Origin of the sequence: Pseudomonas sp. G11 (assembly GCF_029457515.1) — a bacterium.
GTDB classification, from domain to species: Bacteria; Pseudomonadota; Gammaproteobacteria; order Pseudomonadales; family Pseudomonadaceae; genus Aquipseudomonas; species Aquipseudomonas gorinensis.
On record NZ_CP120377.1, the window covers coordinates 3,480,714 to 3,506,404 of the forward strand.

At 62.9% G+C, this 25,691-nt stretch carries 25 protein-coding genes; 17 read left to right on the forward strand and 8 right to left on the reverse strand.

Annotation, left to right across the window (positions count from 1 at the left end):
- Window positions 1-6 precede the first annotated feature (6 nt).
- Both P2T68_RS15950 and P2T68_RS15955 read left to right on the forward strand, forming a co-directional pair.
- Window positions 7-714 carry a winged helix-turn-helix domain-containing protein gene (locus tag P2T68_RS15950; protein ID WP_069076301.1) on the forward strand — a complete coding sequence of 236 codons (708 nt, stop codon included), beginning with the start codon at window positions 7-9 and terminating at the stop codon, window positions 712-714.
- The gene (locus tag P2T68_RS15955; RefSeq protein WP_024075885.1) at window positions 715-1,992 is read left to right on the forward strand and encodes an ATP-binding protein; all 1,278 of its coding nucleotides are present in this window, start codon (window positions 715-717) and stop codon (window positions 1,990-1,992) included.
- Between the two features lie 208 nt (window positions 1,993-2,200).
- Here P2T68_RS15955 and P2T68_RS15960 read toward each other — a convergent pair whose 3' ends face one another.
- The 3 genes from P2T68_RS15960 to P2T68_RS15970 all read right to left on the reverse strand — a co-directional run bounded on the left by P2T68_RS15960 (window position 2,201) and on the right by P2T68_RS15970 (window position 5,531).
- Window positions 2,201-4,024 (reverse strand): serine hydrolase domain-containing protein, encoded by a 1,824-nt coding sequence (locus tag P2T68_RS15960; RefSeq protein ID WP_024075884.1) that lies wholly within the window; start codon window positions 4,022-4,024, stop codon window positions 2,201-2,203.
- A gap of 94 nt (window positions 4,025-4,118) precedes the next feature.
- Window positions 4,119-4,607 carry a GFA family protein gene (locus P2T68_RS15965; protein ID WP_277379575.1) on the reverse strand — a complete coding sequence of 163 codons (489 nt, stop codon included), beginning with the start codon at window positions 4,605-4,607 and terminating at the stop codon, window positions 4,119-4,121.
- A 33-nt stretch (window positions 4,608-4,640) separates the two neighbouring features.
- The gene (locus P2T68_RS15970; RefSeq protein ID WP_024075882.1) at window positions 4,641-5,531 is read right to left on the reverse strand and encodes a LysR family transcriptional regulator; all 891 of its coding nucleotides are present in this window, start codon (window positions 5,529-5,531) and stop codon (window positions 4,641-4,643) included.
- Window positions 5,532-5,713: 182 nt separating this feature from the next.
- Here P2T68_RS15970 and P2T68_RS15975 point away from each other — a divergent pair, with 182 nt between their 5' ends.
- The 8 genes from P2T68_RS15975 to dctM all read left to right on the forward strand — a co-directional run bounded on the left by P2T68_RS15975 (window position 5,714) and on the right by dctM (window position 14,373).
- Complete coding sequence (locus P2T68_RS15975) at window positions 5,714-6,532, forward strand: MaoC family dehydratase N-terminal domain-containing protein (protein ID WP_277379576.1); 819 nt, start codon at window positions 5,714-5,716, stop codon at window positions 6,530-6,532.
- Window positions 6,533-6,561: 29 nt separating this feature from the next.
- Complete coding sequence (locus P2T68_RS15980; protein WP_193689438.1) at window positions 6,562-7,725, forward strand: acyl-CoA dehydrogenase family protein; 1,164 nt, start codon at window positions 6,562-6,564, stop codon at window positions 7,723-7,725.
- 10 nt (window positions 7,726-7,735) lie between these two features.
- Window positions 7,736-9,085 carry an MmgE/PrpD family protein gene (locus P2T68_RS15985; RefSeq protein WP_102624340.1) on the forward strand — a complete coding sequence of 450 codons (1,350 nt, stop codon included), beginning with the start codon at window positions 7,736-7,738 and terminating at the stop codon, window positions 9,083-9,085.
- A gap of 9 nt (window positions 9,086-9,094) precedes the next feature.
- The gene (locus P2T68_RS15990; protein ID WP_024075878.1) at window positions 9,095-10,291 is read left to right on the forward strand and encodes a CaiB/BaiF CoA-transferase family protein; all 1,197 of its coding nucleotides are present in this window, start codon (window positions 9,095-9,097) and stop codon (window positions 10,289-10,291) included.
- A 13-nt stretch (window positions 10,292-10,304) separates the two neighbouring features.
- Window positions 10,305-11,120, forward strand: coding sequence for a CoA ester lyase (locus tag P2T68_RS15995; protein WP_193689435.1), 816 nt, complete (start codon window positions 10,305-10,307; stop codon window positions 11,118-11,120).
- Window positions 11,121-11,297: 177 nt separating this feature from the next.
- Window positions 11,298-12,281: a TRAP transporter substrate-binding protein gene (locus P2T68_RS16000; RefSeq protein WP_069076295.1), complete on the forward strand. Its 984-nt coding sequence runs from the start codon at window positions 11,298-11,300 to the stop codon at window positions 12,279-12,281.
- 179 nt (window positions 12,282-12,460) lie between these two features.
- Window positions 12,461-13,093 carry a TRAP transporter small permease gene (locus tag P2T68_RS16005; RefSeq protein WP_024075875.1) on the forward strand — a complete coding sequence of 211 codons (633 nt, stop codon included), beginning with the start codon at window positions 12,461-12,463 and terminating at the stop codon, window positions 13,091-13,093.
- The gene (gene dctM / locus P2T68_RS16010) at window positions 13,093-14,373 is read left to right on the forward strand and encodes a C4-dicarboxylate TRAP transporter large permease protein DctM (RefSeq protein WP_024075874.1); all 1,281 of its coding nucleotides are present in this window, start codon (window positions 13,093-13,095) and stop codon (window positions 14,371-14,373) included. The genes P2T68_RS16005 and dctM overlap by 1 nt, the downstream gene beginning before the upstream one ends.
- A 195-nt stretch (window positions 14,374-14,568) precedes the next feature.
- Here the strand turns inward: dctM and ampC are convergent, their stop codons facing one another.
- Window positions 14,569-15,723, reverse strand: coding sequence for a class C beta-lactamase (gene ampC, locus P2T68_RS16015; RefSeq protein WP_277379578.1), 1,155 nt, complete (start codon window positions 15,721-15,723; stop codon window positions 14,569-14,571).
- Window positions 15,724-15,850: 127 nt separating this feature from the next.
- On the opposite strand from ampC, the gene P2T68_RS16020 reads away from it, so the two are divergent.
- Both P2T68_RS16020 and P2T68_RS16025 read left to right on the forward strand, forming a co-directional pair.
- Window positions 15,851-16,729, forward strand: coding sequence for a LysR family transcriptional regulator (locus P2T68_RS16020; protein ID WP_024075872.1), 879 nt, complete (start codon window positions 15,851-15,853; stop codon window positions 16,727-16,729).
- Between the two features lie 74 nt (window positions 16,730-16,803).
- On the forward strand, window positions 16,804-17,988 hold the full coding sequence (locus P2T68_RS16025) for a DUF2252 family protein (protein WP_277379579.1): 1,185 nt from the start codon (window positions 16,804-16,806) through the stop codon (window positions 17,986-17,988).
- Between the two features lie 290 nt (window positions 17,989-18,278).
- On the opposite strand, the gene yghX is transcribed toward P2T68_RS16025, so the two are convergent.
- Entirely contained in the window at window positions 18,279-19,166 is an 888-nt protein-coding gene (gene yghX, locus P2T68_RS16030; RefSeq protein ID WP_024075870.1) for a YghX family hydrolase, read from the reverse strand.
- A gap of 44 nt (window positions 19,167-19,210) precedes the next feature.
- Complete coding sequence (locus P2T68_RS16035; protein ID WP_024075869.1) at window positions 19,211-19,705, reverse strand: thioesterase; 495 nt, start codon at window positions 19,703-19,705, stop codon at window positions 19,211-19,213.
- A gap of 88 nt (window positions 19,706-19,793) precedes the next feature.
- Between P2T68_RS16035 and P2T68_RS16040 the strand changes: the two genes are divergently transcribed.
- Window positions 19,794-20,351 carry a YceI family protein gene (locus P2T68_RS16040; RefSeq protein WP_041160956.1) on the forward strand — a complete coding sequence of 186 codons (558 nt, stop codon included), beginning with the start codon at window positions 19,794-19,796 and terminating at the stop codon, window positions 20,349-20,351.
- Here P2T68_RS16040 and P2T68_RS16045 read toward each other — a convergent pair.
- Window positions 20,348-21,238: a DMT family transporter gene (locus P2T68_RS16045; protein ID WP_277379581.1), complete on the reverse strand. Its 891-nt coding sequence runs from the start codon at window positions 21,236-21,238 to the stop codon at window positions 20,348-20,350. The two genes, P2T68_RS16040 and P2T68_RS16045, sit on opposite strands and share 4 nt — an antisense overlap.
- An 89-nt stretch (window positions 21,239-21,327) precedes the next feature.
- Between P2T68_RS16045 and P2T68_RS16050 the strand changes: the two genes are divergently transcribed.
- Window positions 21,328-22,653, forward strand: a complete 1,326-nt coding sequence (locus P2T68_RS16050) for a PLP-dependent aminotransferase family protein (protein ID WP_277379582.1) — start codon at window positions 21,328-21,330, stop codon at window positions 22,651-22,653.
- A gap of 23 nt (window positions 22,654-22,676) precedes the next feature.
- On the opposite strand, the gene P2T68_RS16055 is transcribed toward P2T68_RS16050, so the two are convergent.
- The gene (locus P2T68_RS16055) at window positions 22,677-23,105 is read right to left on the reverse strand and encodes a nuclear transport factor 2 family protein (RefSeq protein WP_024075865.1); all 429 of its coding nucleotides are present in this window, start codon (window positions 23,103-23,105) and stop codon (window positions 22,677-22,679) included.
- Window positions 23,106-23,326: 221 nt separating this feature from the next.
- Between P2T68_RS16055 and P2T68_RS16060 the strand changes: the two genes are divergently transcribed.
- The 3 genes from P2T68_RS16060 (at window position 23,327) to P2T68_RS16070 (ending at window position 25,516) form a co-directional block, all read left to right on the forward strand.
- Window positions 23,327-24,421: an SMP-30/gluconolactonase/LRE family protein gene (locus P2T68_RS16060; RefSeq protein WP_024075864.1), complete on the forward strand. Its 1,095-nt coding sequence runs from the start codon at window positions 23,327-23,329 to the stop codon at window positions 24,419-24,421.
- Between the two features lie 101 nt (window positions 24,422-24,522).
- Complete coding sequence (locus tag P2T68_RS16065; RefSeq protein WP_024075863.1) at window positions 24,523-24,735, forward strand: DUF6434 domain-containing protein; 213 nt, start codon at window positions 24,523-24,525, stop codon at window positions 24,733-24,735.
- Window positions 24,736-24,778: 43 nt separating this feature from the next.
- Window positions 24,779-25,516, forward strand: a complete 738-nt coding sequence (locus P2T68_RS16070; RefSeq protein WP_102625349.1) for a CPBP family intramembrane glutamic endopeptidase — start codon at window positions 24,779-24,781, stop codon at window positions 25,514-25,516.
- The last annotated feature ends 175 nt before the right edge of the window (window positions 25,517-25,691 follow it).

Consider the following 25,691-nt stretch of genomic DNA (forward strand, 5'->3'; position numbering starts at 1 on the left):
GAACGTATGGAAAACCTGGGTCTGGGCAAGGTCCTGCTCGTTGAGGACGATGAGAAGCTGGCAGGGCTGATCGCGCATTTTCTGGCGCAGCATGGCTTTGAGGTGCGGGTGGTGCACCGGGGCGATTTGGCCTTGGCGGTGTTTCTCGACTTCAAGCCCAAGATTGTCGTACTCGACCTGATGCTGCCCGGCCAGAGCGGCCTGCATGTGTGTCGCGAGATTCGCACGGTGTCCGACACGCCCATCGTGATCCTCACCGCCAAGGAAGATGACCTGGACCATATCCTGGGCCTGGAATCCGGCGCCGACGATTACGTGATCAAGCCGATCAAGCCGCCGGTGCTGCTCGCACGCCTGCGCGCCCTGCAACGTCGCCAGTCACCGGAGCCAACGGTGCGCGGCGCCGTGGAGTTCGGCCGACTGTCGATTGACCGCAGTTGCCGGGTAGTCAGCCTGGGGGAGGAGCAGATCGACCTCACCACCATGGAATTCGAATTGCTGTGGTTGCTGGCCAGCAACGCCGGCAAGATCCTGTCCCGCGATGACATCCTCAACCGCATGCGCGGCATCGCCTTCGATGGCCTGAACCGCAGCGTCGACGTGTACATCAGCAAACTGCGCGGCAAACTCAATGACAACCCGCGTGAGCCGGTGTGCATCAAGACCATCTGGGGCAAGGGTTATCTGTTCAATCCATTTGCGTGGGAGGTCTAGATGCTGCGCCTGTTTCTGCGCCTGTATGTGATTCTGGCCCTGGGCCTGGCGGGGGCTATCTGGCTGGTCAACTACACCTTCGATGAGCTGATGCCCGAAGCCAACGAAACCTATAACCGCGAAGCCGTGCGGGGTCCGGCGTATGGACTGGTAGAGCAATTGCGTCCTCTGCAAGGGGACGCGCGCCAGGCCCGGCTGGCCGAGTTGCAGCCCCATTACGGGCTGCGCCTGAAGCTGGTGCAGAAGGATACCCAGGCCCTGACCGAGCGTGAACAGGCGCTTTTGGACAAGGGGCAGCTGGTGGTGCGCGGCGACTTCATGGAGTTTCTCGCGACCATCGACGGTAGCTCGCAACTGCTGGAAATCAAGTTGCCGGAAGAGCCCAAGTGGCTGTACCTGTGGGCCTATGGTTTCCTCGGGGTGTGCCTGGCCATCGTGCTGTACTTCTGGGTTCGACCCCATTGGCGCGACCTGGAACATATCCGCCTGGCCGCGCAGCGCTTCGGTGACAACGACCTCGGTTCGCGCATCCTGCTGCCGCGCCGCTCCACCGTGCGCGAGCTGGCCGGGCACTTCAACCAGATGGCCGAACGCATCGAAAGCCTGATCGCCAACCAGCGCGAACTGACCAACGCAGTCTCCCATGAGTTGCGCACGCCGATTGCGCGCCTGTCGTTCGAGCTCGACCAACTCCGGCAACAGGCCGACCCGCGCCAGAGCCGCGCGCTGATCACGGACATGTACGCCGACTTGGGCGAACTGGAAGAAATGGTCTCCGAGCTGCTGACCTACGCCAGCCTCGAGCGCGGCGCCACCCAGGTCACCCGGGAAAACATCGAAGCCCACAGCTGGCTCGACAGCGTGATTGGCAGCGTCGCCCTGGAGGCCGAGGCGGAAGGTGTGCACCTGTCACTGCGCACCTGTGAAGTCGACATTATCCAGATCGAGCCACGTTTTATGGCGCGCGCGGTGATCAACCTGCTGCGCAACGCCATCCGTTACGCCGACCGCCGCGTGGAAGTGTCACTGGTCAAGTTCGGCAGCGGCTACGAAGTGCGGGTCTGCGACGACGGCCCTGGCGTGCCCGAGGAGGGCCGGGCAAAAATCTTCCAGCCGTTCATGCGCCTCGACGCCAGCCGTGACCGCCGCACCGGCGGCTTCGGCCTGGGCCTGGCGCTTGTGCAGCGGGTATCGCAGTGGCACGGCGGCCAGGTGCAAGTGCTGGATTCGGAGTGGGGCGGGGCGTCGTTTCGGATGACGTGGGCGTACGCCGAATAAGCCTCCTGCGGGTCATCCTGTGGCGAGCGGGCTTGTTGTGGCGAACGGGCTTGTTGTGGCGAGCGGGCTTGCCCCGCGTTGGGCTGCGAAGCAGCCCCAAAACCAGGCACCGCGGTGTGTCAGTTAAAAACACATCGCTTGTAATGGGGCCGCTTCGCGCCCCAACGCGGGGCAAGCCCGCTCGCCACAGTACAGTGTTCCTCCAGGGTTAAAAAATCAGCGGTTTGTGCGGCGATTGTGTGCGTTTGAAGGCGTAGCCCGAAGCGCTGAGGCCGTTGACCTGGCGGCTGACGGTGTCGCCCAGGCCATAGCCGTTGCCGGCCAATACGGCATGGGCGTTGTCCACGGGCAGCAGGATGTAATCGGTCAGCGGCTCGTCGTGCAGTTGCCCGCGGATTACCAGGAAGCCGTCCTCCAGGCGCACGCTGACGCCGCTCAGCGGCGCGTCAGGCTCATGGGTGTTGAGTACCTGGTAGGTGCCGATGGTGTCGGCCCAGGCCAGGGGCAGGGTTGGCGGGTCGATGCGCTCACCCAGGGCAATGCGCTGGCCGTGGCTGCGCGCAGTCAGCATTTGCCGGCCCTGTACGGTGACGACGTCGAGTTGCACGCGGCCCAGTTCGCCGAGATCCTCGAGCCAGAAGCCGAGGAACTTTTTCTGCGCGCGCAGCCAGCCGTCCTCATCGCGCAGCAAGTCAAAGGTATACCCCGACAGCTCACCGGACAGGCGCGAGTGCTCGTCCCGGATGCGGAACACGCCCCAGGCCGTGGCGTAAAACCCAGCCAGGCGCTTGCGGTCGACGGCTGCCGGCACCTGGCGCAACTTGAGCCCATGGGTGGGGGCCGCGCAGTTATCGGCGCACACAGGGCGGCCTGTCTGCGCCTGGAGCATCAGGCGCAGGGCGTCGTTGGACAGCGCGACCACCATGTCTTCGGCGTTGCTGTCGTTGGCCATGATGATGACCGCCAGTTGCGGGTCCGGCAGCAGGGTCAATTGCGCGGCAAAATCGTCGCCACCGCCACTGTGCTGGTAGGTGCGTACACCGGGGGCGACCGGCTCGTCGCCACAGGGGGCGAGAAACCACCCGAGGCCGATCTGGCAGTCGAAGTCCAGGGCGTTCCCGGTGTTTTGCTGGGTGAACATCTGTTCGATGGAGGCGCTGCCCACTACGCGATGGTCCCGGTAGATACCCTGGGCAAACAGCATCTGCACGTAGTGGCTCAGGTCCTTGGGGCTGGTCCATAAACCGGCGGCGGCGAGGTCACGCACCTGGGCGTCAGTGCTGGCGCTGCCGTCCTGATAACCCAGGGCGCGGTAGCCCAGTTGGGTGCCGGTGCCGACAAAACTCGACTGGCTCATTCGCAACGGCTTGAGCAGGCTGGTTTGCAGTTGGGTTTCGAAGTCCTTGCCGGTGCTGCGCTCAATCGCAGCGCCGACCAGCGCATAACCGAGATTGGAATAGGCCACCTGGGATCCTGGCGGGCTGCTCAGCCACACCCCCGAGACACGCATTGGCATCTGGCTCATGGCGAAGGAACTGCGCAGGTCTCGCAGGTGCTCGCTGGGTAAGCCCGATTGATGACTGAGCAGGCGGCGCAGGGTGATATCGCGGTCGGCGGCGGCCTGGTCGCTATGAAAGCGCGAGCGCACATAGAACTCGCGCAGGGTGTGCTGGATCGGTGCATCAAGCTCCAGCCGTTGCTGTTCTACCAATTGCAGGGCCGCGGTGGCGGTGAGCAATTTGGAAATGGCCCCTGCGCGAAATGCCGTGTTGGGGGTTACCGGCACGCCACGGGCTTTGTCCGCCAGGCCGAAGCCATGGGCCCAGATCAGTTCCTGGCCATTGACCAGCGCGATGGACAGCCCCGGCACATTTTCCCGGGCCATTTCCCGTGGAATGCGCGCTTGCAGATAACGGATGATCGCACTGTAGTCACCCTTGGCAATCGGCGGCGGGGCAGAGGGTTGGCCATGGCAACCGATACTGCCCAACAGGCAACCCAGCAACGGAATACCGCGCAATGTGCGAAACATGAAGAGCACCCGGATGGTTGTTTGGATGCTCGAATGCTAGGGGAGGGCCGTCCAACAATCTTTGCAAGCTTTGTCGGGAAACTGTCAAAGATTGTTAACGAGCCAACCCCAGTCGCTCATGCCACTGTGCAATCGATTCCTCGGGGTATTCATCAAATTGCAGGTCGCCCTTGCGCACGTTGACTTCAACCCACGGCGCCTTCGAGCCCAGCATCAGGTGCGTATGCTCCGGCGGCACCGGCAACGGCGTGTCGATGGCCGAGGCAAACGGGTGGATCAGCTCCGGCCACTCCGGGCTGAACAGCCATAGCGCACTGCCGCACTGCGAGCAGAAATGCCGTTCGGCGGTGCTGGCATGGGCCCGGCTGGCACCTTCTGGCTTGAGCCGGGCATGGTAGATCGAGATCAGTTTGCGCCCGCGCACTTTCAGGCTGCTGGCATCGCCCGCGAGGTTGATGGCGTAGCCACCACCCCCTTGGGTCTTGCGGCAGATCGAGCAGTAGCAACGCTGGTACGGGTAAGGGTGGGCACTGCTCAGGCTGAACGTGACGGCGCCGCAGTGGCAGGATCCTTCAAGTTGCATAAGGTGTCTCCTCTGGCTGGGTGACTGTTCAGCTTAGGCGCTCTTCGGCATCAGGGTTGCGATCAGGGCGCGGATCGTGCCGGGCAGCGCCTCCAGCTCCCGCACCAGAATGCTGCGCTCACGAATCGCCCAGGGTTCATCCAGCTTCACCGCCACCAGTTGCATGGTACGGCTGTGCCGGACGGCGGCGGACTCCGGGATGATGCCAATGCCCACGCCAGCCTCGACCATCCGGCAGATCGCCTCGAAGCTCGAGACCTGGATGCGCAGCGACAAGTGCTTGCCGATCCGCTCCACGTGCTCGCGCAGGAAGCTGAGCAAGGTGCTGCCTTCGTGCAGGCCGATATGCTGGTAGGCCAGGGTCTGTTCCAGGGTGACCGAGGGTTGCCCGGCCAAGGGGTGGCCCACCGGCACCATCAAGACCAGCTCATCGGTGCTGAAATGCAGCACCTGCAAGCCTGCCGCTTCTACCGGGCCGGCGATGATTCCCATGTCACTGGTGCCATCGAGCACGCCACGCACGATATCCCGCGACAAGCGTTCCTGTAGATCGACGGTGACGCCGGGGCGCTGTGACAGGAAACCGGCCAGCACCTCGGGCAGGAATTCGGTCACCGCCGTGGTGTTGGCAAAGATGCGGATATGCCCGGCGGAATCCACGCCATATTGGGTGAACTCACTTTTCAGGTAGTCCACCTGGCGCATGATCAGCCGGGCGTGGTGCAACAGGCGTTCGCCCGCCGGGGTGATTTCCACGCCACGGCTGTCACGGTACAGCAGGCGGGTATCGAGTTGGCCTTCCAGGGCCTTGATCCGCGCACTCGCGGCGGCAGGCGAGAGGAATGCGCGCTTGGCGCCCTGGGTCAGGCTGGGGGATTCGGCGATATGGATGAACAGGCGCAGGTCGGCGAGATCGAAGTGCATGCAAAACTCCAGGTGTACGACCACCTGTGGCGGGGGCTTGCTGCCTCGCCACAAGAGGGGACAGATCGGACGATTGGCGTTCAGCATAGCCGAACGCTGGCTTATTGAAATGCAAATTCTCAGAACGGCCAGGCGCTTGCATGATCCGGGGCAGACACTCACTGCCCGAGGACCTGTACCTGATGAGCGCCACTGATTGGATCGGCCGAAGCGAAACCGCCCACGACCACCTGAGCTATAACCTGCTCAAACGCATTGCCGCCACCCTTGGCCAAGCCGTCCCCGAGCAGGGCCAGGATCTGCCGCCGCTGTGGCAGTGGTGTTTCTTCCAGGACCCGCTGCCCGAGTCAGCCCTGGGCACCGACGGCCACCCGGCCCGTGGCGGCTTCCTGCCGCCGGCGGATAAGCGCAATCGCATGTGGGCCGGTGGGCGGATCGAATTCCTGCACCCACTGCGTGCCGGCGAGGCGGCCACCCGGGTGTCAACCATCACCCAGGTCGAGGAAAAAACCGGCCGCAGCGGTTCACTGTTGTTTGTCACGGTGCGTCACGACTATTCCCAGGACGGCCGCCTGGCGATCCGCGAAGAACAGGACATCGTCTACCGCGAGCCCACGCCACCCAAGCAGGGCAGCGGCGAGGCCCTGGCCCAAGGCGAATGGCACGAAACGATCGCCCCCACGCCGACCCTGCTGTTTCGCTACAGCGCCGTGACCTTCAACGGCCACCGCATCCACTACGACTACCCCTATGTCACCGGCACCGAAGGCTACGCCGGGCTGGTGGTACATGGCCCGCTGATCGCGACCTTGAGCCTGCGCGCGTTTTGCCGCGCCCACCCTGAAGCCACCTTGCGTCGTTTCAGCTATCGCGGGGTGCGCCCACTGATCGCGCCTCAGCCGTTCGAGGTGGGCGGGCACGTCACGCAGCCAGGCGTTGCCGCGCTGTGGGCCGGTAACGCGGACGGCCTGGCCCAGCAGGCCGAAGTGCATTTCGAATAATCCAAGAACAACAGGCGGAGAGCCGTTAGATGAACCCGAATGACAACGAAGCACTCAATGCCATCCGCGAAGGGGTGCGTGCCTTGTGCGCCGAATTCGATGCCGCTTATTGGCGCCGGATCGACGAGGAAAAAGGCTTCCCCGAAGCCTTCGTCAAGGCCCTGACCGATGCCGGCTGGCTGTCGGCGATGATCCCGGAAGAGTATGGCGGCTCGGGCCTGGGCCTGGCCGAGGCCTCGGTGATCCTTGAAGAGGTCAACCGCTGTGGCGGCAACTCCGGCACCGTGCATGGCCAGATGTACAACATGTTCACCCTGTTGCGTCACGGCAGCGCGGCGCAGAAAAGCTTCTACCTGCCCAAGCTGGCCAGCGGCGAATTACGCCTGCAATCGATGGGCGTCACCGAGCCCACCACCGGTACCGATACCACCAAGATCAAGACCACTGCGATCAAGCGCGGCGACAAGTATGTGATCAACGGCCAGAAGGTGTGGATCTCACGGGTGCAGCATTCCGACTTGATGATCCTGCTGGCGCGCACCTTGCCGTTGGCCGAGGTGAAGAAAAAGTCCGAGGGCATGTCGATCTTCCTGGTCGACCTGCGCGAAGCCATCGGCAACGGCCTGACCGTGCAGCCCATCGCCAACATGGTCAACCACGAAACCAACGAGCTGTTCTTCGACAACCTGGAACTGCCCCTGGACAGCCTGATTGGCGAGGAAGGCAAGGGTTTCAAATACATCCTCGATGGCCTGAATGCCGAACGCACGCTGATCGCCGCCGAGTGCATCGGTGACGGCCGCTGGTTCATCGAAAAAGCCAGTGCCTACGCTCGCGACCGCGTGGTGTTTGGCCGGCCCATCGGGCAAAACCAGGGCGTGCAGTTCCCGATTGCCGAAGCGCACATTGAAATCGAAGCGGCGGACCTGATGCGCTGGCGTGCCTGCGACGAATACGACCGCGGCGCCAATGCCGGGGCCAGCGCGAACATGGCCAAGTACCTGGCGGCCAAGGCGTCCTGGGAAGCGGCCAATGCCTGCCTGCAAACCCACGGTGGCTTCGGCTTTGCCTGCGAATACGACGTGGAGCGCAAATTCCGCGAGACCCGCCTGTACCAGGTGGCACCGATCTCCACCAACCTGATCCTGTCCTACGTGGCCGAGCATTTGCTCGAACTGCCACGCAGCTTCTGAGGGCCTGAGCATGAGCCATACCCAAGCCCTGTGTCGGTTCCTGGCCGACCTGGCCTACGCGCAATTGCCCGAGCCCGTGCTGGCGCGCACCGAAGACCTGTACCTGGATTGGCTGGCCTCCGCGTTGGCCAGCCAGGGCGCGCACCCGATCCCGTTGTTTGAACGCTATGCGCAGAAGATGGGGCCGAGCAGCGGCCCGGCGCAGGTGATCGTCACTGGCGGCAGCAGCAGCGCGTATTTCGCCGCGCTGGTCAACGGCGCCTCGTCCCATTTGGTGGAGCAGGATGACCTGCACAACAGCTCGGTGCTGCACCCGGCCACCGTGGTGTTTCCGGCGGCCTTGGCGGCCGCGCAAGACCTGGGCAAATCCGGCCGCGACCTGCTGCTGGCCTCGGTGGCGGGTTATGAAGCCGGGATCCGCATCGGCGAATTCATGGGCCGCTCCCACTACCGCATCTTCCACACCACGGCCACGGTGGGCACCCTGGCGGCGGCGGTGGCGGTAGGCAAGTTGCTGGATTTCAATGAGGAACAGTTCATCAACCTGCTCGGCAGCGCCGGCACCCAGGCCGCCGGGCTGTGGGAGTTCCTGCGCGATGCCGCCGACTCCAAGCAACTGCACACGGCCAAGGCGGCCGCCGACGGTTTGCTCGCCGCATACCTGACGGCCGATGGCCTGACCGGTGCGCGCAATATCCTCGAAGGCGACCAGGGCTTGGCGGCGGGCATGTCCACGGATGCCGAGCCGAGCAAGTTGTCCGCCGACCTTGGCCGTCGCTGGGCGCTGCTGGAAACCTCGTTCAAGTTTCACGCCTCGTGCCGCCATACCCATCCTGCCGCCGATGCGCTGTTGGAGGTGATGCAGCGTGAAGGCCTGGGCGCCGCCGATATCGCGCATGTGGAAACCCGTGTGCACCAAGGCGCCATCGATGTGCTCGGGCGCGTGACGGTGCCCACCAGCGTGCATCAGGCCAAGTTCTCCATGGGCACCGTGCTCGGCCTGATCGCTGTGCATGGCAAGGCCGGCTTGACCGAGTTCCACCAGTGGGCACTGAGCGATCCTGCTGTTTCGGCCTTTCGCGACAACGTCAGCATGGCTCTCGACGCCGAAGTCGACGGCGCCTACCCGCAGCGCTGGCTGGGCCGGGTCATCGTCAGCACCGTTGATGGCCGCTCGCTGCACGGCGCCATCGACGAGCCCAAGGGCGACCCCGGCAACACCCTGAGCCGTGCGGAGCTGGCGGATAAATTCCAGCGCCTGACCCAGTTCAGCGGCGCGCGCTCACCGGCCCAGGCCCACGCATTGATCGACAAGGTCTGGAACCTGCGCAACGCCGCATCCATGGCCCATTGGCTTTAAGGAACCGTCATGACTGCTAATCAACGACCGCTGGACGGCATTACCGTTGTCAGCCTGGAACACGCGATTGCCGCGCCATTCTGCACCCGTCAACTGGCTGACCTCGGCGCCCGCGTGATCAAGGTCGAACGCCCCGGTGCCGGTGATTTCGCCCGTGGCTACGACGAGCGTGTGCGTGGCCTGGCCTCGCATTTCGTGTGGACCAACCGCTCCAAGGAAAGCCTGACTCTGGACCTCAAGCACGACGAGGCGGGCGACATTCTGCAAAGCCTGCTGGCTGACGCCGATGTGCTGGTGCAGAACCTCGCACCCGGCGCGGCGGCGCGCATGGGGTTGTCGTTCGAGGCGCTGCATGCGCGTTTCCCGCGCCTGATCGTCTGCGATATTTCCGGCTATGGCGAAGGCGGGCCCTACGAGAAAAAGAAAGCCTACGACCTGCTGATCCAGAGCGAGGGCGGCTTCCTGTCGGTGACCGGCGGCCCGGGTGACGACCAGATGGCCAAGGCCGGTTGCTCCATTGCCGACATCGCCGCCGGCATGTACGCCTACAGCGGCATCCTTTCGGCGTTGCTATTGCGTGGCAAGACCGGGCAGGGCAGCCGCATCGACGTGAGCATGCTTGAAAGCCTGGTGGAGTGGATGGGCTACCCGATGTACTACGCCTTTGACGGTGCGCCGCCGCCGCCGCGTGCCGGTGCGGCGCATTCGACGATCTACCCGTATGGGCCGTTCCCCACCGGCGACGGTGGCACGGTGATGCTCGGCTTGCAAAACGAGCGCGAATGGGCGGCGTTCTGCGACAAGGTTTTGCTTACCCCGGAACTGGCGACGGATGAGCGCTTCAGCGCCAACTTCAAGCGCTCGGCCAACCGTGAGGTGTTGCGTCAGATCATCGTCGACCGTTTTGCGCAATTGGACGCCGAAGCGCTGATCCAGCGCCTGGAGGCCGCGCAGATCGCCAGCGCCCGCGTCAACGATATGCAGGGCGTGTGGGACCACCCGCAGCTCAAGGCGCGTGACCGCTGGCGTGAAGTCGACAGCCCGGCGGGGCCTTTGCCCTCGCTGCTGCCACCGGCACGCAATGCCGCCTTTACCCCACGAATGGACGCCGTACCCGCACTGGGGCAGCACAGCCAGGGCATTCTCGACCAGCTCGGGTATTCGGGCGATGCCATCGACAGCCTGCGCGCGCGCGGTGTTATCTAACAAGGAAGCCATGATGCCCAAGTCTTTAGCTCGTTCGGCCCTGTTTGTGCCCGGCAGCCGCCCGGAGCGGTTTTCCAAAGCGTTGGCCAGTGGTGCCGACGCGGTGATTGTAGATTTTGAAGACGCGGTGGAAGAACCGCTCAAGCGTCAGGCGCGGGATAACCTTGGGGTGTTTTTGCAGGCACATCCAGAGGCCCAGGTGTGGGTACGTATCAACGCGCCCGAGCACGCCGAGCACGTTGCCGATGTGGCGTTTTGCAAGGCCCATGCAAACGTTGCCGGCGTGCTGCTGCCGAAGGTGGAAAGCGCGGCCCAGGTAGCGGTGGTAGCCGCTACGGGCAAAGGGATCTGGCCGATTATCGAAAGTGCCAAGGGCCTGCTGGCCGTGGCCGAGATCGCCCATGCGCCGCAGGTGCAGCGCTTGTCATTCGGTGGCCTGGACCTGGCGCTGGACCTCAACCTGAGCAGCCATACCCCGGCCGCGCAGTTCGCCCTCGACCAGGCCCGCCTGGCGCTGATCGTGCACTCCCGCGCCGCGGGCCTGGTCGCGCCGCTGGACGGTGTCCACCCGGCCATCGACGACCCCGAGGGCCTGCGCCGCTCGATCCGGCATGCCTATGAAATGGGCTTTGCCGGGGCCTTGTGTATCCACCCCAGGCAGGTGGCGGTGATCCATGCCGCCATGGCGCCGAGCGCCGAAGACCTGGCCTGGGCGCAACGGGTGGTGGATGCCGGGGCCCATGGGGCAGGGGCTTACCAGATTGATGGGCAGATGGTGGATGCGCCGGTGCTGTTGCGTGCGCAACGGTTGCTTGCTGCCCAGATCTAACTGTGGAAGCTCAATCAAATGTGGGAGGGGGCAAGCCCCCTCCCACAGGGGTTCTCCATTTTTTCTTGGGATTGGTGTTCGGCCTGGCCGAACGCAGGTATCAAAAATTCGAAATTCACTACACGCGTCATATCAGGCACCTTGCCCTACAACACAACAATAAGAAGGTGATTTTCCATGCTCAAGCTTTCTCGGGCGCTGTTCTGCGCCGCCACCTTGTTTGCCGCGGGCCTGGCCCAGGCGGCCGACCCGATCGTGATCAAGTTCGCCCACGTGGTCGCTGAAAACACCCCCAAGGGCCAGGGCGCTTTGCTGTTCAAGAAGCTCGCCGAAGAGCGCTTGCCGGGCAAGGTCAAGGTCGAGGTGTACCCCAACTCGTCGCTGTTCGGTGACGGCAAGGAAATGGAAGCGCTGCTGCTGGGCGACGTGCAGATGCTGGCGCCGTCCCTGGCCAAGTTCGAGCAATACACCAAGCAAGTGCAGATCTATGACCTGCCGTTCCTGTTCAACGACCTGGCCGCCGTCGACCGCTTCCAGGCCGCCCAGGGCAAGCAACTGCTGACTTCGATGCAGGACAAGAACATCCTCGGCCTGGCCTATTGGCACAACGGCCTCAAGCAGCTTTCGGCCAACAAGGCCCTGCATGAACCCAAGGATGCCCGTGGCCTGAAGTTCCGCGTGCAGGCTTCCAGCGTGCTGGAAGAGCAGTTCAAGGCGATCCGCGCCAACCCGCGCAAGATGAGCTTTGCCGAGGTGTACCAGGGCTTGCAGACCGGCACCGTCAACGGTACCGAGAACACCTGGTCCAACTATGAAAGCCAGAAGGTCAACGAAGTGCAGAAGTACTTCACCGAGTCCAACCATGGCTTGATCGACTACATGGTCATCACCAACGCCAAGTTCTGGAACGGCCTGCCACCGGATATTCGCAGCACCCTGGAGCAGATCATGGTCGAGGTCACCGTCGAGGTGAACAAACAGGCCGAAGCGCTGAACCAGTCGGCCAAGCAGAAGATCATCGACGCCAAGACCAGCGAAATCATCGAGCTGACCCCCGCGCAACGCCAGCTGTGGCGCGAAGCCATGCGCCCGGTGTGGCAGAAGTTCGAAGGAGAGATCGGGGCTGATCTGATCAAGGCGGCGGATGCCTCCAACCAGTAATGCCAAGGCGTACCGAGATCCCCTGTGGGAGGGGGCTTGCCCCCGATAGCGGTGTGACGGTTACCTTATCTATATCTGACCCACCGCCATCGGGGACAAGTCGAATCCTCGCACCGCCCCTCCCACATTTCGATCCGGTTTCCACCCTGACATCTCATTTGTTTTCGCGAGGTTTTGCCATGCAAACGCTAAGGCGCGTCTGGGAGCACCTGGAGGAAGGCGTTATTGCCTTCCTGTTGGCCGCCATGACCCTGGTGACATTCGTCTACGTCATGCTCAACAACATCTACACGCTGTTCTTTGCCCTGGCCGACAAGTGGGCCTTCAGCAGCGACTTCTTCGGTGCCCTGGGCGACGCCACCATGACCTGGGCCCAGGACATGACCTGGAGCGTGGCGCTGACCAAGGCCATGTTCGGCTGGCTGATCTTTTTCGGTATTTCCTACGGCGTGCGCACCGCTGGCCATCTCGGCGTGGATGCGCTGGTCAAGCTGACCCCGCGCCCGGTGCAGCGCGTGCTCGGCATGCTCGCGTGCCTCTGCTGCCTGGCCTACGCCGGGCTGTTCATGGTCGCCAGCTACAAGTGGGTCAGCGCGGTAATGACGGCGCATATCGGCGCCGAAGACCTCGACCAGTTCGGCATCGACGTGGGTGACATCGTGGTCATCGTGCCCATCGGTTTTGCCCTGGTGTTTATCCGCTACCTGGAAATTTTCTACCGCATCTTTACCCGCCGTCAGGTGGGGTTGGGGTTGGCCGATGAGGCCGGTGAGGCCAGTAAGTTGGCCGGCAGCCATGAGGAGCGTCACTGATGGCCGTGCTCTGTCTGTTCCTGCTGCTGTTCGTGTTCATGTTCCTGGGCGTGCCGATTGCCATTGCGCTGGGTTTGTCGGGGGCGGTATCGATCCTGATGTTCAGCCCGGACTCGGTCAGCTCCCTGGCGATCAAGCTGTTCGAGACCTCCGACGCCTACACCTTCCTGGCGATTCCATTCTTCCTGTTGTCCGGTGCATTCATGACCACCGGCGGCGTGGCACAGCGGCTGATCGATTTTGCCAACGCCTGTGTCGGGCATATCCGTGGCGGCCTGGCGATTGCGGCGGTACTGGCGTGCATGCTGTTTGCGGCGCTGTCCGGCTCATCCCCGGCGACGGTGGCGGCAGTGGGTTCGATTGCCGTGGCAGGCATGGTGCGTTCGGGTTACCCGAAGGAATTCGGCGCCGGGATCATCTGCAACGCCGGCACCCTGGGCATCCTGATACCTCCGTCGATCGTGATGGTGGTGTACTCGGCGGCCACGGAAACCTCAGTGGGCAAGCTGTTCATGGCCGGGGTGATCCCCGGGCTGCTGCTGGGCCTGATGCTGATGGTCGCGATCTACATCGTCGCGCGCATCAAGAAGCTGCCGGCCCAGCCACGTGCGACCTTGCGCGAATGGCTGAGCTGCGCGCGCCGGGCGTTCTGGGGCCTGCTGTTGCTGGTGATCATCCTCGGTGGCATCTACAGCGGCATGTTCACGCCCACCGAAGCGGCGGCGGTAGCTGCGGTGTATTCGGCGTTCGTGGCGTTGTTCGTCTACAAGGACATGAAGCTGCGCGACTGCCCCAAGGTGCTGCTGGAGTCCGGGCGCCTGGCGATCATGCTGATGTTTATCATCGCCAACGCCATGCTCTTTGCCCACGTACTGACCACCGAGCAGATCCCCCAGGAAATCACGGCGTGGGTGCTGTCCGAGGGCCTTACGCCGATTGGCTTTTTGATCATGGTCAATGTGGTGCTGCTGATCGCCGGCAGCTTCATGGAGCCTTCGGCCATCGTACTGATCCTGGCGCCGATCTTCTTCCCGATCGCCATGAAGCTGGGCATCGACCCGATTCACCTGGGCATCGTGATGGTGGTCAACATGGAAATCGGCCTGGTGCACCCACCCGTTGGGCTGAACCTGTTCGTGACCTCGGCGGTGACCGGCTTGACGCTGGGGCAGACCATCCGCGCGGCGTTACCGTGGCTGATGATCCTGCTGGTGTTCCTGATCATGGTCACGTACTTGCCGTTCATCTCGCTGGCCTTGCCGCACTGGCTGGGGATGTAACGCGATTCCACAGGTGATTCACTGTAGGAGCGAGGGGGACGCCTAGTTCTTGCTCGCGAAGAACTCAGGGCCACCACGTTTATCGAGAATGAACGCGTTGACTGGGCGTTTTTCGCGAGCAAGCTCGCTCCTACAAAGTGCCTTAACTGACTGGCATTGGGGCTTGCCCCTCCCACATTGGTTTGGCGTCCGGCTCTATTGGTCCATCGCACTCAAAATTGCATGGGCAACTTTTACCCGTTCGGCGTTCGGGTAGTTCTTGTTCGCCAATATCACCACGCCCACGCCCTTGCTCGGCACATACGCCACATAGGCGCCAAACCCATTGGTGGAGCCGGTCTTGTTCACCAGGGTGTCGGCGCGGGGCGCTTGTGGTGGGGTCAGCCAGTTGACCTTGTGCGGCTCCATTGCCATGGGGGTGGAGTTGCCGGCAATCAACGCATCGAGCTGGATCGGGTAGGGGTACATTTCCCAGCCGAGGCCCTGGGTCATGCCGTCAACGCTGTAGTAACCCGTGTGAGTGACGGTAATCGCCTGCTGCAGGGTTTTATCCAGATTCGCCGGGTGCATGTTCACGTCAACGTACTTCAGCAGGTCCGCAGCGCTGGTCTTGATGCCGTAGGCTTCGCTGTCCATGGCGCCGGGGCCGACGCGCACGGGTTTGCCGTCTTTGCCATAGCCTTGGGCGTATAGGCTCATCTGGCTCTGGGGCACCTTGACGAAGGTGTGCTTGAGCCCGAGTGCGGGCAACAGGGTTTTCTCCATCGCCTGATCGAACGGCTGCTTCAGGCTCTGCGCCGCGAGGTAGCCGAACAGCCCCAGGCTTGGGTTGGAATACAGGCGCTGGGTGCCGGGGGCGAAGTCGGGTTTCCAGTGCTGGAAGTAGCTGATCATGCCCTGGCTGTTATCCGCCTTGGCGGGGAATTGCAGGGGCAAGCCGCCAGCAGTGTAGGTGCCGAGGTTGAGCACGCTGATGTGCTCGAACGGGCCGCCGCCCAGTGCCGGTAGGTAGTGGCTGGCCGGGTCTGAAAGCGTGAGTGCGCCCGTGGCGACGGCGTAACCGGCCAGGGTGGCGGTGAAGGTTTTGCTCACCGAGCCGACTTCGAACAAGGTATTTTCGCTGACCGGCTGGCGGGTGTCGGTGGCTGCGACGCCGTAGTTAAAGTATTGCGCCTTGCCGTCCTGCACCACACCCACCACCAGGCCCGGAATCGCCTGCTGCTGCATCAGCGGTTTGACGTTGGCATCCACCACCGCCTGCAGGTCGGTGGCGGCCAGGCAGTTGCCGGCGGCGATAAAGACCGCGAGGGCCGTGAAATTACGCACGCCAGACAATAAATGTTGGGGCATGATAAGGCTTCCATGAGAATGATCGATTGAATGAAGAGCCTGCGCGGGCGCGGCCAATGTAGGCAGTTCGCCGGTCACGAGCAAACGATGATATCTCGCACCAGCCATTAGAAAATCTGGGGTCAACATGCTCCGTTCCCATTTGCCCCTCAATGCCTTGCGGGCCTTCGAGGCCTCTGCCCGGCATTTGAGCTTTACCCGCGCGGCCATCGAGTTGTGCGTGACCCAGGCGGCGGTCAGCCATCAGGTGAAAAGCCTGGAGGCGCAGCTCAATGTCGCCCTGTTCAAGCGCCTGCCGCGCGGCCTGATGCTGACCCGCGAAGGCGAAACCCTGCTGCCGGTGGTACGCGAGTCGTTCGACCGCATTGCCCATACCTTGGGCCAGTTCGAAGGCGGGCATTACCGTGAGGTGCTCACGGTCGGAGCGGTCGGCACCTTTGCCGTGGGCTGGCTGTTGCCACGCCTGCCGGACTTCCAGAGCCGCTACCCGTTCATCGACCTGCGCCTGTCCACCCACAATAACCGTGTCGACGTGGCCGCCGAAGGTCTCGATTACGCGATCCGCTTCGGCGCCGGGGCCTGGCACGGCACCGACGCTTGCCAGTTGCTCGAAGCACCGCTGAGCGTACTGTGTGTGCCCACGCTTGCCGAGCAATTGCACGCGCCAGCCGACCTGCTGAAGCACACGTTGCTGCGCTCCTACCGCGCCGATGAGTGGAACCTGTGGTTCCAGGCTGCCGGGTTGCCCGCCGATACGCTGGTGCCGCGCAGTATTGTGTTCGACTCGTCGCTGGCCATGATGGAAGCGGCGCTGCAAGGCATCGGCGTGGCGCTGGCACCGGCGCTGATGTTCTCGCGGCAACTGGAGAGTGATGTGATTCGCCAGCCGTTCGACGTCGGCATCAGCACCGGCAGCTATTGGTTGACGCGCTTGCAGTCACGGGCCGAGACCTCGGCGATGCTGGCGTTCAAGGCGTGGTTGCTGGAGGAGGGTGGGCGTGTCTGAGTTTATTTTTGAAACATAATGAAACATTTGCTCGGGGCCGGCGTTCTACCGCTACACCTGCACTGAGTTAATCAATGAAAATCCCGCGTCCCTCCGCCCGTATGCCCCACCTGATCCAACTGCGAAACCTGAAGATGGCACGCTCGGCCCACGCGTATGTGCGCGGCAGTACCGTGCAATTCTACGAATGGCTGCACAGCCAGATGGGCAGGCGCCTGCCTCAAGGCCCGGCGATCTGGATCTGTGGCGACTGCCACGCCGGCAACCTGGGGCCTACCGGTGACAACAAAGGGCGCATCGATATGCATATCCGCGACCTTGACCAGGCCGTGATCGGCAACCCGGCCCACGACCTGGTGCGCCTGGCGCTGTCCCTGGCCACCGCCGCGCGCGGCTCGGACCTGCCGGGGGGGACCACCGCGCGTATGCTCGAAGAAATGATGGTGGGCTACGAACAGGCGTTCAAGGACAAGCCCGATGAGGCACCGCCGCGTCCGTCCCAGGTCAAGGCGGGAATGCGCAGCGCTGTGGAGCGCACCTGGAAAAGCCTGGCCCGCGAGCGTATCGACAACGTGCGACCGACCATCCCGTTGGGCAAGCATTTCTGGTCGCTGTCGCGGACGGAAAAAAATGCGCTGGAAAGTGTCTGCGCGTCGGATGAAATCCATCAGTTGGTCACTTCCCTCAAGGGCCGCCCCAAGGACGCCAAGGTCGAACTGCTGGATTCGGCGTATTGGGTCAAGGGCTGCAGTTCCCTGGGCCTGTTGCGCTATGCGGTATTGCTGGGGGTGGGCGACAAGGACGATGAGGAATACTGTCTGATCGACATCAAGGAAGCCGTCGGCGCCGCTGCACCGCGCGCGGCACGGGCGAAGATGCCCAGGGATAACGGCCGCCGGGTGGTGGAGGGCGCACGCCAACTGTCGCCGGGCTTGGGTGAACGCATGGTGGCGACACGGTTTCTGGATCATGGCTTCTTCATCCGCGAACTGCTGCCCCAGGACATGAAGCTGGAACTGGATGAACTGAGTGAACTCGATGCCATGCACGCCGCCGGCTACCTGGCACGCGTGGTCGGTATCGCCCATGCCCGGCAGATGGACCGGGCGACGCGCAAGGACTGGATGGGGGTGTTGCAGCAAAACCGCTCCAGGCAGCTGGATGCGCCGTCCTGGTTATGGACCAGTGTGGTGCAGTTGGTGGGCAGTCATGAGCAGGGCTATCTCAACCATTGCCGCCGGTATGCCTTGGAACACTGATCTGGAATGTGAAGTTGTCCCATGTGGGAGGGGGCTTGCCCTAATGCCGTTCAGTTAAGGCTTTTTTGTAGGAGCGAGCTTGCTCGCGAAGAACTCACAGGCGCCGCGTTCACTCAGGAAACACGCGTTATCGTTGACGTTTTTCGCGAGCAAGCTCGCTCCTACAGAAGGCGATGTACGCTTAACTGAACGGCATTAGGGCTTGCCCCCGATTTCGGTGTGTCAGTCAACTTATCTATAACTGAACCACCGCCATCGGGGGCAAGCCCCCTCCCACATTTGGATTGCGATCAGGCCAGGTATTTACGGAACCAGCCCAGCGTCCTTTCCCACGCCAGATTCGCCGCTGCCTCGTCATAACGCGGTGTCGAATCGTTATGGAAACCATGGTTGGCGCCCTTGTAGATATACGCTTCATAGGTGGTGCCGGCGGCCTTCAGGGCCTTTTCATACGCCGGCCAACCCTCGTTGATCCGCGTATCCAGCTCGCCGTAATGCAGCATGATCGGCGCCTTGATGCGCGGCACATCCTTGGCTTCCGGTTGGCGGCCGTAGAACGACACCGCCGCGCCCAGCTCCGGGTAGGCCACCGCTGCGGCATTGGCCACGCCGCCGCCATAGCAGAAGCCGGTGATGCCGACCTTGCCGGTGCTGCTGTCGTGGTGCATCAGCCATTCGATGGCGGCGAAGAAGTCGTTCATCAGCTTGGTCGGGTCAACTTTCTGTTGCAGTTCCACGCCTTTTTCATCGTTGCCGGGATAGCCGCCCACCGAGGTCAGGCCGTCTGGCGCGAGGGCGATAAACCCGGCTTTGGCCAGGCGTCGGGCGACGTCTTCGATGTAGGGATTGAGGCCACGGTTTTCGTGGACCACCACCACCGCTGGCAGCTTGCCGGCGGCCTTGGCCGGGCGCACCAGGTAGCCACGCACCGTGCCGTTGCCCTTGGGCGAGGGGTAAGTGATGTAGTCGGCGACGATGTCCGGGTCGGTGAATTTCACCTGTTCGGCCAGGGCATAGTTGGGGCTCAGGGCGGCCAGCAGGGCCGAGGCGGTGAGGCCGCCCAAGGTGAACAGCGCGGCGCGGTCGAGAAATTCGCGGCGGTTGATCTTGCCGTGCGCATAGCCGTCGTAGAGTTCCAGCAATTCGGGGGCAAAGTCTTTCGCGGTGAGACGAGTCATCGGTTCGGTCCTCGATTAGCGGTGCCAGTCAATGTAGACCAGGATCAGCTGTCACGGCCATGGGCGGCGGCGGCCAGTTGGCGTGTATCGACGCGCACGAACAGCGAATCACCGATGGCCGTGAGCACCTCGCCGGCGTACACCTCGCAGACCACGCGGCTTTTGCGCCCCACCTCACCCTCGACCCGAGCGCGCAGGATAAGGGGCACGCCCATCGGCGTGGGCTTGATAAATTTGATGCCCAGGTTGCCGGTGACGCAGTCGATGCGCGGCAGGCTGCCGGGTTCGCGCTGTTCGGCACGGTAGTGGTAAGCCATGGCGGTCCAGTTGGAATGGCAGTCCACCAACATGGCGATCAAGCCGCCGTAGACCAGGTCGGGCCAGCCGCTGTATTTTGCCTCGGGGTGATGTTCGGCGACGACATGGACACCATCGGCATCCCAGCGGCTCTTGATGTGCAAGCCATGGGGGTTACTGCCGCCGCAGCCGTAGCAGATGCCTTCCGGCGCGGTGGTGTCCTGTAGCGAAGGGGCGTGCATGCGGCGTCCTTATTGTTGTGGGTGACTATTCTGTTTAGCAGGACATGCACCTGATGGGAATACATCCATTTTTTTTGCGGAGCGTGGCATGAAGCGTCGAATGCTGTCGTTGGCCGTTGTCCTTGGATTTATCGGCTGTGTCCAGGCGGCGGAGTACACGGACGTCAACCGCACCGCCAGCCAGATCAGTTTTACCTATACGCAGTTGGGGCAGCGGGTGTATGGCACCTTCGGCGACTTTGAAGGCACGCTGAGCTTTGACACGCAAAAGCCCGAGACCGGACATGCCTTGCTCAAGATCCAACTGGCGAGTATCGATGCCGGCAGCGCCGATGCGAACAACGAGCTGCAACGGGTCTCGTGGTTCGATACCGCGGCCTATCCGGTGGGCGTGTATGAGTCCACCGGTATCACGGCCCTGGGCGATAACCGCTTCAAAATCAGTGGCAACCTGACGATCAAGGGCACTACGCGTCCGGTGCTGCTCAGCGTGGTGCTCAAGGAGCTGGATGGCATCGGCGTGTTCGACGGGGAGTTCATTCTCAAGCGCGGCGACTTCAAGATCGGCGAAGGTGAGTGGGCCGGGAACAGCGTGGTGTCCGACGATATCAACATCAAGTTCAAGATGGTCGCGCCGCAGCGTTAGCGCGCGAACCGCTTGGCCCCGGCTACGCAGCCGATCACCGCGACCGTCACCAGCAGCATGCCCAGGCTGACCTGTTCATGCAGCACGCCCGCGGCCAGCGCCAGGCCGAAGAACGGTTGCAACAGCTGCAACTGGCCGACCGGGGCAATGCCGCCCTGGGCCAAGCCGCGATACCAGAATACGAAGCCGATCAACATGCTGAACAGCGACACATAGCCCAGGCTCAACCAGGCCGGCAGGCTGATGCCGCTGAAGCCAGGCGGCGCCATGACCAGGCTCAACGGCACCACCACCGGCAACGACACCACCAGCGCCCAGCAGATCACCTGCCAGCCGCCCAGGCTGCGCGACAATGTGGCGCCTTCGGCATACCCCAGGCCGCACACCAGCACCGCCAACAGCATCAGCACATCACCCGCAGGTGCGGCGCTCAAGCCTTGGGCAAAGGCGTAACCCATCACCAGCACACTGCCGAGGATCGAAAACAGCCAGAACACCGGGCGCGGGCGCTCGCCGCCGCGCAGTACGCCAAACACCGCGGTCGCCAGCGGCAGCAGGCCGATGAAGACGATGGAGTGCGCGGAGGTGACGTATTGCAGCGCCAGCGCAGTGAGCAGGGGAAAGCCGATGACCACGCCGAGGGCGACGATGACCAGGGGCCTCCATTGATGGCGCGCGGGGCGTTTCTCCTTGAACAGCCACAGCAAGGCCAGCCCCAATAGAGCGGCGATGGCGGCGCGGATCATGGTGAGGAACACCGGGTCGAATTCCATCACCGCCAGGCGCGTGGCCGGCAACGAGCCGCTGAAGATCACCACGCCGATAAAGCCGTTGATCCAGCCTTGGGTGCTGGTATCCAGGGTGCGCAGGGGGGATGTACGTTCCATGAGAGGCGTCCGGAAAGGATGAGTTGCGTGGAAGGCATCCTAGGGTCGAAGATAAAGACAATCAAAAAATTGTCATGGATACATCGCTTATGCCGCGCGCGCGTTACAAGTCGTTGGTCGATCGCTTCGCCGAGGCCATTCGCTCGGGCAGCATGCCACCCGGCACGCGGCTGCCGACCCACCGCCAACTGGCCGCCGAGCATGGCCTGGCGCTGGTCACCGCCAGCCGGGTATATGCCGAGCTGGAGGCCATGGGCCTGGTCAGTGGCGAGACCGGCCGGGGCACCTTTGTGCGCGAAATCGCGCTGCCGCCGGGGCAGGGCAGCGGGCAGATGAACGTAGCGGCGGGCATGCTCGATCTGAATTTCAACTACCCGTCCTTGCCGGGCCAGGCCGACTTGCTGCGCACCGCATTGCGCCAGTTGGCGCTGTCCGGCGACCTCGAAGCGCTGCTGCGTTACCAGCCCCACGCCGGTCGCCTGCATGAGCGCGCCGCCGTCGCGCGGCATCTGTTGAACCGAGGGCTGACGGTCGAGGCCGAACAGGTGTTGGTGGTCAGCGGTGCCCAGCACGGGTTGGCCGTGACGATGATGGCCTTGCTCAAGCCCGGTGATGTGATCGCTGTCGACGCCTTGACGTATTCGGGGTTCAAAGTACTGGCCGAGACCCTGCACCTGGAGATCGTCGCCATCCCGGTCACGGCCCACGGCCCGGACCTGGACCATCTGCAAGGTTTGTGTCGCAAACGCCCGGTGCGCGCGGTTTACAGCATGCCGACCCTGCATAACCCGTTGGGCTGGGTGATGAGCCTGGCGCAGCGCGAGCAGTTGGTGGCGATTGCCCGTCAGTACAACCTGATGATCATCGAGGACGCGGCCTACGCGTTCCTCGCCGAGGACGTGCCGCTGCCCTTGGCGAGGTTGGCGCCGGAGCGCACGGTCTACGTGGGCGGGTTGTCGAAAAGTGTCGCGACCGGTCTGCGCGTGGGGTTTATCGCCGCCCCTCTGGATTGGGTGAAGGCACTGGAGCGCACCATCATGGCCACCACTTGGAACGTGCCGGGGGTGATGAGTGCGATTGCGGTTGCCTGGCTCGAGGATGGCACGGTGGCGCAACTTGAAGCACAAAAGCGCGAGGATGCGCGGGCGCGGCAAGCCTTGGCGGCGCAGGTACTGAAGGGGGTGGTCTACACCAGCCACCCGTCATCGTATTTCCTGTGGTTGCCCCTGGCGGAAGAGGCCCGCGCCGATCAAGTGGCCATGACCTTGCAGCGCGACGGCATTTCCGTCTCCACCGCCGAGCCCTTCGCCGTTTCGGTCCACGTGCCCCATGCATTGCGCCTGGCCTTGGGTTCGGTGGACATGCCGGCGCTGCGCGAGGCGTTGGTGAAGGTGCGCAAGGTGGTGCAGTGGTGAGCCCGATGGCTCACCGCTAGCCATCAGAATTTAAACGCCTGGCGACCGATCAGCAGCCAGTGGCCTTTTTGCTTCTGCCAGATCTGGAAGTTCTCGATTTCGGTCGGCACTTCCTTACCGCTGTTCACCGCCAGGGCCGAGAAGTGGTTGCGCACCAGGGCGGTATCGCCGCTCAAGGTGATGGTCTGCTTCTGCATTTCCAGGGTCTTGAAGCCACTGCGACCGGTCTCGATATCGGCGATGAATTCCTGCTTGTTCTGGATCTTGCCGCTGGAGTGGCCGTAGGTGAGGTTCTCGGCGGTCAGGCTCTGGAGCTGCTTGAGGTCTTTATGCAGCATGGCCTGGGTCAGGTGGTCGACCGCTTGGGCGACGTCTTTGTCGGCGGCAGGGGCAGCGGCCACGTACCCGCTGAACAGGCAGAGAAAACCGATCAGCACTTTGACGTTTTGCATGGGTGTTTCCTTATTGTTGTGGGGAGGTGTACGGGCAACATGTCGCAAGGCATGTTGTCGTACAACATTGCAATAGTCGCAGGGCTTTTGGAAAGTGAAATTTAGACAATTTGCGCATTGTCTTGGGTTGTGGAGGGTTTGCGAGGTTTTCTATCTTGTACGATGTCTCATCACGGGTTAAAACTAGTGTCCCGTCTAACAATAAAATAACGGAGATACCCATGGATTTTCCCCCTTTGCCTGCCCGCACCGACCACAGCCGCCGCGTATTTCTCAAGCGCTCCCTGGCGGTTTCGGCGTCGGTGGCGGTGCTGGGCAATCTGCCCGAGTTGGCGCAAGCGGCGGAGCCGTTGAGCCAGCGTTACCCCGACCCACTGATCAAGGTGCTCGACGATAGCTTCCTCGAGTTGCGCCTGTTCAATGCCAGCGTCGAACGGCTTGCCAGCGGTTTGCGCTGGGCCGAGGGGCCTGTTTGGATCGGCGATGGCCGCTACCTGCTGCTCAGCGATATTCCCAACAACCGCATCGTGCGCTGGGACGAAGTGACCGATAGCCTGTCGGTGTACCGCGACAATGCCAACTTCTCCAACGGCATGTGCCGGGATCGCCAGGGCCGGCTGCTGGTGTGCGAAGGCTCGACCACCTCCCGCGAGGGGCGGCGTATCACCCGCACCGAGCACAACGGCAGCATTACCGTGCTGGCGGACAGTTATGACGGCAAACCTTTCAACTCACCCAACGATATCGTGTGCAAGCGCGATGGCTCGGTGTGGTTCAGCGACCCGCCATTCCAGACCGGCAACAACTACGAAGGGCACAAGATCACGCCCACCCAGCCCCATGGGGTCTATCGTATCGACGGCGAAAGCGGCATGGTCACGCGGGTGATCGAGGACCTCAATGGGCCGAACGGACTGTGCTTTTCGCCGGATGAAAAGACCCTGTACGTGGTGGAGGGGCGGGCCAAGCCCAACCGGCTGATCTGGGCGATCGACGTCAACGCCGACGGCACCCTCGGCGCACGCCGCAAACACATCGAGGGCCTGGATTACGCCGCGCTGGACGGCATCAAGTGCGACGAGAGCGGCAACCTCTGGTGTGGCTGGGGTGGGAATGGCGACCCCAAGGCTGACCTGGAAAAGCTCGATGGCGTGCGCGTATTCAACCCGCAGGGCAAGGCGATCGGGCACATCTCGTTGCCGGAGCGTTGCCCCAACCTGTGCTTTGGCGGCCGCGAAGGCAACCGCCTGTTCATGGCCGGCAGCCATTCGATCTATGCGCTATTCGTCAACACGCGAGACGCCAGTTTCGCCTGACCGGGCGCTGAAAAAACCACTGTGGGCGTCGGTTGAGCGGCGCCCGCAGTGGCATTTTGGCGCTATGCTGCGTGCTCCCGAGGGATCAGAGGCACAGGCAAATGGATTTCAATTGGCACAGCGACCCCATCACCCGTAGCACCCCCGTCACCCCACGCTATAAAAACACTCAGAACGTGCGCCGTTTCATGCTCGAACACTGCGGCCCTGGGTTCAGGTTCGATCGGCCGTTCATGGCCTGGATCCGCAACGAGCAGCCTAAGACCCTGGGCGACGTCGTGGATGAATGGCAGCGTCGCCACAAGGGGGCATGACCATGGATCGAACTGACGGCCGTCACCCACGATTGAACCGCCGATGATCGCCCAAGGCATGGCGGTATTGCTCCACTACACCACTTACGTGGCGCCGGGCGTGCTGCTGCTCGGCCTGTGGTTCGTGCTGACGCCCAGGTCATTGCCGGCGATGCGTATCCTGATTCTGCTGGTGGCCTTTGTGCTGATGCGCGATGTCATGACGCCGCTGGGGCTGTGGGCGCTCAGTGACGCCGTGCAGATTGCGTTCACGGCCAATACGTTTGTGCTGGCGGCGCTGGGTGGTCTGTCGCTGCTGCTGATTGCGCTGCTTGCCCAAATGGCGCCGGAATGGTCGCGGTGGGTTGTCTGGTCCAGGGGGCATCGGGCGCTGGGCCTTGCGGTGGGGCTTGTCGTGGGCTGCCTGATCGGAGTGCCGTTGCGGCTGTATCAGGGCATCGAGGCGCATGGGATCCCTGGCTACTGGGTATGGCTGCCGGGCATGGTGGTGTTGGCTTATGGCGCCAACGCCTTGGAAGAAGTGCTGTTTCGCGGTTATTTGCAGGGGTATCTCGAGCAGCAACTGACGCCATTACGGGCGGCCTTGATCAGTGGCGTGGCCTTTGCGGCCTGCCATGCATTCCTGGCCCTGAGCGTCACTCAGTTGGGCTGGCCGGTGTTGCTGTTTACTCTGATCGAAGGGCTGGCCTGTGCGCTGGTGCGCATGCGTTACGGCGTGTTGGCGGCAATATTGACCCATGGCACGGCGATCCTGTTGATTGCAGTGCCGCTCACGGTGTGATGTGAGCGGTGATCAAGCTTGTGTGGGGCGCTAAATCTGTGATTTAGCGTGCAAAGCGAGTGGACTTTTGTGGCGAGCGGTCTTGCTCTAATGACATTCAGTTAAGCGTACATTGCCTTCTGTAGGAGCGAGCTTGCTCGCGAAAAACGTCAACGATAACGCGTGTTTCCTGAAT